Annotated in this window: 5 protein-coding genes, 1 tRNA gene and 1 riboswitch; of the genes, 1 reads left to right on the top strand and 5 read right to left on the bottom strand. The window is 48.7% G+C overall.

Going from position 1 to position 8,126, the window contains the following annotated elements:
• A partial coding sequence (locus LRP54_RS05030) for a Cna B-type domain-containing protein (RefSeq protein ID WP_231235227.1) occupies positions 1-1,435 on the top strand: 1,435 nt, incomplete at its 5' end.
• A gap of 93 nt (positions 1,436-1,528) precedes the next feature.
• Here LRP54_RS05030 and LRP54_RS05025 read toward each other — a convergent pair.
• The 5 genes from LRP54_RS05025 to LRP54_RS05005 all read right to left on the bottom strand — a co-directional run bounded on the left by LRP54_RS05025 (position 1,529) and on the right by LRP54_RS05005 (position 7,993).
• Entirely contained in the window at positions 1,529-2,047 is a 519-nt protein-coding gene (locus tag LRP54_RS05025) for a GNAT family N-acetyltransferase (protein ID WP_231235226.1), read from the bottom strand.
• 283 nt (positions 2,048-2,330) lie between these two features.
• Complete coding sequence (locus LRP54_RS05020; protein ID WP_231235225.1) at positions 2,331-5,168, bottom strand: alpha/beta fold hydrolase; 2,838 nt, start codon at positions 5,166-5,168, stop codon at positions 2,331-2,333.
• Between the two features lie 596 nt (positions 5,169-5,764).
• Positions 5,765-5,837: transfer RNA gene (locus LRP54_RS05015), tRNA-Arg, on the bottom strand.
• A 262-nt stretch (positions 5,838-6,099) separates the two neighbouring features.
• On the bottom strand, positions 6,100-7,032 hold the full coding sequence (locus LRP54_RS05010; protein WP_231235224.1) for a universal stress protein: 933 nt from the start codon (positions 7,030-7,032) through the stop codon (positions 6,100-6,102).
• Positions 7,033-7,237: 205 nt separating this feature from the next.
• Positions 7,238-7,993: a C40 family peptidase gene (locus LRP54_RS05005; RefSeq protein WP_231204162.1), complete on the bottom strand. Its 756-nt coding sequence runs from the start codon at positions 7,991-7,993 to the stop codon at positions 7,238-7,240.
• Positions 7,994-7,995: 2 nt separating this feature from the next.
• A riboswitch (cyclic di-AMP (ydaO/yuaA leader) is annotated at positions 7,996-8,122 on the bottom strand.
• Positions 8,123-8,126: the final 4 nt, after the last annotated feature.

Genomic DNA, 8,126 nt, shown 5'->3' with positions numbered 1-8,126 from the left:
AGGCGTAACAGACGGGAAAATCACCTTAGGGGAAACCAAGTTCACCGCAACAGTGGAAGACACAACAAACTCCACCACCAACCCCCAAGCAAACACCCGCTACTACACCGCAACCAACACCGAACTCAAAAATATTGTGGTGTCAAAGGTGTGGAATGTGACAGATGATTCCCACAAAGCCGAGGTCACTTTCGTCCTCACTGGCGGGGATACGCCTGTCGAAAAAACACTCGCCGCCGGCGAAACAACACTACGCTTTGATGATCTTCCCGCAACCAACGCAAACGGTGAAGCTATCACCTACACGGTTACAGAAAAAGGCGTAACAGACGGGAAAATCACCTTAGGGGAAACCAAGTTCACCGCAACAGTGGAAGACACAACAAACTCCACCACCAACCCCCAAGCAAACACCCGCTACTACACCGCAACCAACACTGAAATAAGGCAAAAAGTCACACAAGTGTCGGGTGATCTGATCGTGCATTACGTCGATGAAGAAGACCAACCAATTGCTGCTGATAATCAAAAACCAGCAAAATTGGTTGCGACACGAACATTTGTCGATGATGTTTTGACGAATGAGGTCCTCACTCATGAGTCCTACAACACGGATAATTCAGACGATAAGCCAACGAACATTACCTTCAACCAGAAGAACTACGAGTTCGTCCGTATTCACGCCAATAGCGAACCTGAATCCGGCGAATATCGTGAAGGCACCATTCACGTGCGATACGTGTACCGTTTGAAGAATCACGAACTACCAAATAACTACCCGACGGTTGACAAGCCAATCTTGACTGAAGATAAACCGACTGCTGTTCTCACGAGTGAAGAAGTCTCAGGTGATCTGATCGTGCATTACGTCGATGAAGAAGACCAACCAATTGCTGCTGATAATCAAAAACCAGCAAGGTTAGTGGCCACGAAAACCTTTATCGACGGCACCTTGGCTGACACAGTCTTCACACACGAGACTTACAACACGGATAATTCAGACGATAAGCCAACGAACATTACCTTCAACCAGAAGAACTACGAGTTCGTCCGTATTCACGCCAATAGCGAACCTGAATCCGGTGAATATCGTGAGGGCACCATTCACGTGCGATACGTGTACCGTTTGAAGAATCACGAACTGCCAAATAACTACCCGACAGTTGACAAGCCAAGCATGGAATGGCACCGTGAGGTTCCACGTGATTACCCGACGGTTGAAAAACCAATGCTAGAGGTACCTTCAACGCCAGAAGTTGAAGAAGTTCCAGTAGTAATAACACCCCAGCCTTCAAAGAAGTCAGGAATGCTGGCACATACCGGTACGAATTCACTAGCACTAGGTGCGACCGCTTCTGCACTGGCATTACTCGGGATGATGATGACAAAGCGTCGCCGTCATACGAATATTGCTGCTCGACACGCAAGGTACTGATACCTAGAGGTATTTAACGGGGGTGTGTTGTTCAGAATCATGATTCTGAACAACACACCCCCGTTAATATATGCTTCAGGACTTACTTTCAGGCTACAGACGCCCCACGTTACGCTCCATAATTAAGTCCTTTTGAACGTCATCGCCTAAAACAAATGTGTGTGCTCCGACGGTCTGAAAACCCAACTTCTCATAAAAAGTTTGAGCCGCTTTATTGTGCTCCCACACTCCTAACCAAACTACTTCGAGGTTGAGGATACGGGCCTGTTCACATGCGTGATGGACCATCAGCTTTCCTAGGCCTCGGTTTTTTGCAGCTTTTCGCACATAGATTCGTTCAATTTCAAGGCAATGCGGGCCGCGATCTTCCGTTTGCGCAGTCCCTACATTAATTTTCAGATAGCCGGCAAGTTCCTCGTCAAGAAAAGCCAAGAAGAACTGGGAATCTGGATTTTGGACTTCTTTTTTTAAAACTTCCGTATGAAATGCATGAGCAATGTATCGTTCCATATCCTCGGCTGTGTTATCAGCAGCGAAAGTTTCAGTAAATGTTTCAATACTGATTGTGCGGATAGTTTCCACGTCCTCGACACTGGCTTTGACAAGTCGCATGGACAGGTTTTCCTTTCAATAAAGTATCCAGCGTGTATGCCTAAAAGTAGGCTCATCATACCCTTCCCTATCGGCAGGAAGCATGGAGTGGGCTACACACAGATATTTTTCTTTATGAGTACGCCCATGAAAAGCTGGTGATGAAAGTAGGGATTGTCGGATAAAAAGTAAAAAGAATGAGGGCGTGGCACCGAAATTATTCGGCACCACGCCCTCATACGTGATTGATTGAGCGCTCAGCTATATTCCTAGCAGGAATACGCTTTTGCTATGTGTTGCCTTGTCAGATATGACTCTGACGACGACGTGATACGGCGGAAATAGCACCGGCACAAGCAAGCAGAGCACATACTGCGAAAGAGTAAAGAACGACTTGGGAGCCTGTACGAGCCAGTTTCTGCTCGTCTTTGTCTTTAGCCTTTCCTTTATCTTTGGGCACAATCACTTGCTCTACCTGAGGTGTTCCATCAGCAGCAATCACGCTGAAAGCTGAACTTGTCGCTACCCCACGGCTCATTGCAAATTCAGCAGTGACCGTATGCGAACCTACCTCAAAATCGGAAGGAACAGTCCATGTCAAACGTGCGACGCCACCTTCAACAACTGCGGTTCCCGCAACAACTGGATCAGAATGGACAGTGAAAGTTACTGTTTCACCTTCATCACCACCTGCGGCTGTAAAAGTGATCTGTTCGCCTTGTTTCACTGTATCCTTGTCAGGATTCACGCTGAAAACACGTTGCGGCTTTTCTGTCACGCTGAAGGTTTGGCTTGTCGCGTTTTCACCGGTGGTTCCAAATGCGGCAGCTACGCTGTACTCACCACTTGCAAGATCAGCAGGAACATTCCACGTAGCTGTTGCGCGGCCTTCTGCATCTACAATGGCTGTACCGGCAGAGATGTTACCTGGGTTCACAGTGAATGTGACGGTTTCACCTTGTTCGCCACCTGTGACGGTGAAAGTAAGGGTGGCACCCTGTGTTGTTTCGGTGGTATCAACATTCACAGTGGATGGTTGACGTTCAAGCGTGTCAAAACGATTGACTCGACATTCGTGACCGTTCACGGTGCGGGAATGTAGGTCTTTCGTTTCCATTTCTGGTCCTGATTCGGTTCCATCTGTAGGAACAGTGAGGTCCATAAAGTACTTGTTGACGATCTCATTGCCGCAGGCTGAGGAACCGTATGAGGTGTGACGTGCACCTGAAACCGTCACCAAAGTACCTTTCAGGCCCATTGCTGCGATAACACCATTCGGGTACGGCGTAGCAGAGTCATGAGTTGTGGACATGACTAGTACATTCGGCGCATTCTTTACTTCAACGCCTGTGGGCAGGTCGCCGCGTTTCTTGAAGTACTGGCACCAGCCGTACTTTTGTTCTGCTTCACGTTGTTTACCAGTTTGTGGGTCTTTACCTGGGTCTGTGAAAGGTGCTTTCTGATATTTCTCCAGGGCTTCAGCCGCTAAAGTATTACGGTCACTGTAGTCAGTGCCATCGTCAACACAGCTGATAACTTGGAAAGCTGAAAGACCGAACTCGTATTCACCAGCATCGCGTCCCCAATATTCATCAGCAAGTCTTTGAATCAGAGTTCCGTTACCGCTGCCATCAGCCAGTTGTGCGAGAGCCGCGTTCAGGGTTGGCCACAGTTCATCACTGTACATGGCTTGAATAACACCAATACTCACATCCGCCCAGCTCACATGACGGCCATCACTCGTATTTTCAAAAGTTGCTGCAGCGTAAGCGGGTCGGGTGATCTCATAGAAACGTTGTGTCAGTTCAGTAAGAGAAGCATTCTTTGCACCCAAAGCACAAGGCACTTTTTGCCCACCGTATGTGAAGCCTTCTTCTTTGGCGCAACGTAAAGCAAACTGTTCAAAGGTTCCTTGGAAGCCAATCATCTGGGCGACTTCTTCAGAGCCTGTCTTTGTTGGGAAGTATTCATCGTATTTGGCTGCGACGGCTTTATTGTTCTGATAAGGGTTCACCACACCATCCAAGAGGATTGCGCGAGCGTTATCGCGGAAAGCTTGAACGTATTGGTAGCCAATTGAGGTGCCATAGGAGAATCCCATGTAGTTCAGCTTTTCGTCGCCAACGATTGAGCGCATCACATCAAGGTCTTGGATGACGTTACGTGTGCCAATATTGGCAAGGTATTCAGTGGAATCAAAATTCGCAAAGCCTGCACCGGTACGTTTGTAACATTCGTTGGTATTGTATTCGAGGATTTTATCGAGTTTATCGCCGCTCAGTCCGTCGCTTCCTTGTCGCTGCGCATCTGTAGCAGCATTGGATTGGCAACGAATTTGAGGCAAGGACACCCCAGTTCCACGGGGGTCGAAACCAACAATGTCAAAATTCCTGTGGAGTTCACGCATGTGTGACCGAATGCCAAGGCTTGCCATCCACATGCCACCAAAGCCAGGACCGCCCGGATCCATGAAGATGGTTCCTTTATATTCACCCGACGCTGGGTAGCGGCGAAGACCGATTGCTGCGCGTTGACCGTCCGGTTTACTGTAATCCACCGGCACAATAATGTATGCGCATTGGAACATACCCCTATTGCTGGTTTGCTCGAATGGTTCACATGCGCCCCATTCAATTCGCTGGCTGTAGTAGGCTTCCAGACCAGCGGGAACCTTTCCTGTTGCTGAGCTGCCCGGCTGCGGGGCTGGAATCACGAGGTTACCAATCGTTCCGAAACGACGAGCAGACTCAGGCATCTTGTAGTCATCCGGATCTTCAGCGAAAGAGGAAAAATCCAGTGGGTTTGGGATCTCAGCACTCGGTTGAGCTTCTGCTTCATTGAGAGTTTCAGCGTCGTCAGATTCAGTGCTGTCTTCATCTGTCATTTCAGTATCTGACAGTTCGGATTCGTCGTCAGCATTTGATGCATCCGATTCTGGATCTTCTGAGCCTGTTTCGGATTCAGTGCTTCCGTCTGTATCAGAGTTTTCGTTGAGTGCTGATACGAATTCACTCATACTATTTGTCACAAGCGGAGCGGATTCGCTGTCAGCAGCATAAGCAGTGTGTGTTGTCATCACACCGCAAGCAGCGAGTGCGCATACTGCGCCACTTGCAGTGAATCGAAGGAGTTGCCTTTTCATATACACCTTCTTTAAGTAGAAACTTAGAGCATGGTTGATCGAACAAGACAACTTTAATAATTCTTGAAGAATAACGCATTGAATGTCTTACAATAAGATACGCATATATACACAAAATTTTTACACGTGATACATGATTCCTGTTTCTTTACAAGGAATAACTATCAAATAGCATGCTTATTTATACATAATACAGATTATTTATACTTTTATTTTGGGGGAGCTGCCCCTCGTAAAGGGTAAAGGCCTTGAGGGTTCGCATACCAAATATTCAACATCATGTTTCCTCATATCTTAGGTAAACAACATGCGCATGAAACAGAAGTCATTCAGCGCTGCGAGCGCCTGCCCAGATCGAAAACTTCATTGCACTCACTGCGCTCAGCAAACTCAACTTATTCACAAGGACAGTCTGACGGTTCACTTGCACAAATAAAGATAAGTTACATCCCGCGCACCACAGTTCTAACCACACAAAAGGCAACGCAAGGGCTTACTAGGGACGAGCCTTCAGTTCCTGAGCACACTTTTGATTGTTAGCAAACATAATCCCAGCACTTCAACATCGTAAAACATTGAAATACTGGGAGTTTTTGTGCCCCCGAGACGATTCGAACGTCCGACACCCGCTTTAGGAGAGCGGTGCTCTATCCCCTGAGCTACGAGGGCCTTGCAATTTCCTCACACAGAAGAAATCACTCAGCTATTTTAGCATCCTCAGAAAGTTTTCTTTCCCTGCCCTTCCATGCGCCGCAAGCAAAATACTCCAGTCACTTTGCCACCATGCAATACTCACATCCACACAGCAGCTCATCGTCAAAGCACCTGAAACACACGCCAAAACCGCAAACAGAAAACTACACACTCCCCCGCAACGTTTCCATATCCACATGCAAGGGAATGTGCAGCCCCCATCAACAGAACAAAGTATCTATCGGCGTTCCCACACTGTCCCTGGATGAGCAGGTTCATGATTCTTCATACGAGAAGGAACAATCATGACTGGGCAAGTCGAATGATGAAGCACTGTTTGCGAAGTTGAGCCAAGGAGGACTCCAGCAAAGCCACCACGACCACGCGTACCCACCACAATCAAATCAACTGCTGTTGAAAATTCGATGAGTAGCGAGGCTGGGGAACCATCTAACACATGGCGCGCAACCTTCATATCTTTACCGTCACACGCTGCATCCACCGCCTGCGATAGGCTTTGACGAATATCATCCAAAAGAGCACGCCGATCAACTGCCGTCGGCAGCCATGACATCATCGTGCCCCCTGAAGCCAGAGGCACCGCAGAAACCGCTGTCAAACGCGCATCCCATACAGCAGCCTCAGCAACCGAATGTTTCAAAGCAATAGAAACAGCCTCCGAACCATCAACACCAACAACTATTCGTTCAATCGGTGTGAATTTCTTTCCGGAAGTATGCCGTGGAACAACAACTACTGGACAGTGGGCATGAGCAGGTAAAGAAGCGGACACTGTACCTAATAAGCGGTCAGCAAAACCACCCCGGCCACGTGAACCCACAACAATCAAGTCCACTTCACGGGACATTTCCACCAAAATACCTGCAGGATCACCCGCTTCTACCGAGGAGGACACATGCTGAGCACCACGTTCACGAACATATTCCATTGCCTCATCAACAACCTGTTGCGCACCACGCCTCAGAGCATCATCATCAATAACCGTATAACCGGCATCAAGTGCCGCAGCAGAATACGAAGCAACAGCGTATGTGCACATCAAGTGAATCCGAGCTCCTGTACGTAAAGCACGAGCCGTTGCCCACGATGCAGCATCAAGGCTCTCCTTCGAGCCATCAACACCGACAAGGATGACTTCCGTAGTAGCCATAAACCCCTCCTTGTGATCTGAGTCATTCTATTGTGCCTGATCTTTCTGAAAATCTCTCAAGAACAGCACTGGCAGTGCTTCAGTTAAAAGTGAATACCCTCCTGCGCTTGCCCACATTACCGGCATAAGCCAGAGAAAAATCCAGACAAAAATCAAGGGACTGACCTCAACGGCCAGCCCCTTGCAAAGAATAGTGAAAGACACATCAGTAACGAACGAAACTGTCATATCCCCATATCGGTTGAAGCGTCACGGTTGTACCCGGAACAGTTGCCTCGATCACCATGCCATTACCAGCATAAATACCAACATGACCATATGCGTGCCATACCAAATCACCTGGCTTAGCTTCCGCATAGGACACCTTGGTTCCTGCAGCACCCTGCGCACCTGAAGTACGCGGAATACCGATGCCCGCCAGACCGTACACATACTGTGTGAAACCTGAGCAGTCAAAACCAGCTGGGCTGTTCCCGCCGTAAACATACGGGCTTCCCACCAAGGACATGGCGATTGATACGATATCGCCTCCTGCGGCATTTGCGGCTACGGCTCGTGCCGTGGCAGCTTGCTGCGCCACATCAGCGCGCACAGAATCACGTGAAGCAGCTTCGACAGATTGTTCTGCCGTAGTTTCAGGGGCTTGCACAGTAGGTGCTTCAGCAGAAGCAGAAACCTCATCAGCAGCAGTCCATGCGATATCAGGAACAGCAACCGTTGCCGGCGCATGCGTTGCCGTCACCGTTGCAGGATTAACAGCGGCCTCTCCTACCTGTTGAGCAGGCGCAGCATTGGCGGCCCCACCTACAACGGCAGTCAAAGCAAGACCTGTCACAGAAGCAACAGCAGTTGATCGCGACGAGGACAGATTCAATGAAGTAACAGTGTCAGTGAGCACTTCAATAGGCATCACTGGACGACGAACCTTGCGGTGTCGCGCCTGATACTTAGGCTGTGTCAAATGTTTTCTCCTTTTTCACCCTACGAGGTAAGCTGTCGGATTCGGGCAGGAGAGCCCGGTTCGGTTTCCCAAACTTCACCCCAAGACCTAATGGTCGCAGTGGTTCCCCCGTGTTGGACTTTTATTTTCTTGT

It is taken from the genome of Schaalia sp. lx-100, from assembly GCF_021083625.1.
GTDB lineage: Bacteria > Actinomycetota > Actinomycetes > Actinomycetales > Actinomycetaceae > Pauljensenia.
The sequence above is the reverse complement of the archived record's forward strand: the minus strand, read 5'-3'. Positions and strand labels throughout refer to the sequence as shown.

What these genes read in the sequence shown, in the direction of transcription:
- LRP54_RS05025 (WP_231235226.1), bottom strand. Translation starts at nt 2,047, where the DNA reads ATGCGACTTGTCAAAGCCAGTGTCGAGGACGTGGAAACTATCCGCACA.
- LRP54_RS05020 (WP_231235225.1), bottom strand. Translation starts at nt 5,168, where the DNA reads ATGAAAAGGCAACTCCTTCGATTCACTGCAAGTGGCGCAGTATGCGCA.
- LRP54_RS05010 (WP_231235224.1), bottom strand. Translation starts at nt 7,032, where the DNA reads ATGGCTACTACGGAAGTCATCCTTGTCGGTGTTGATGGCTCGAAGGAG.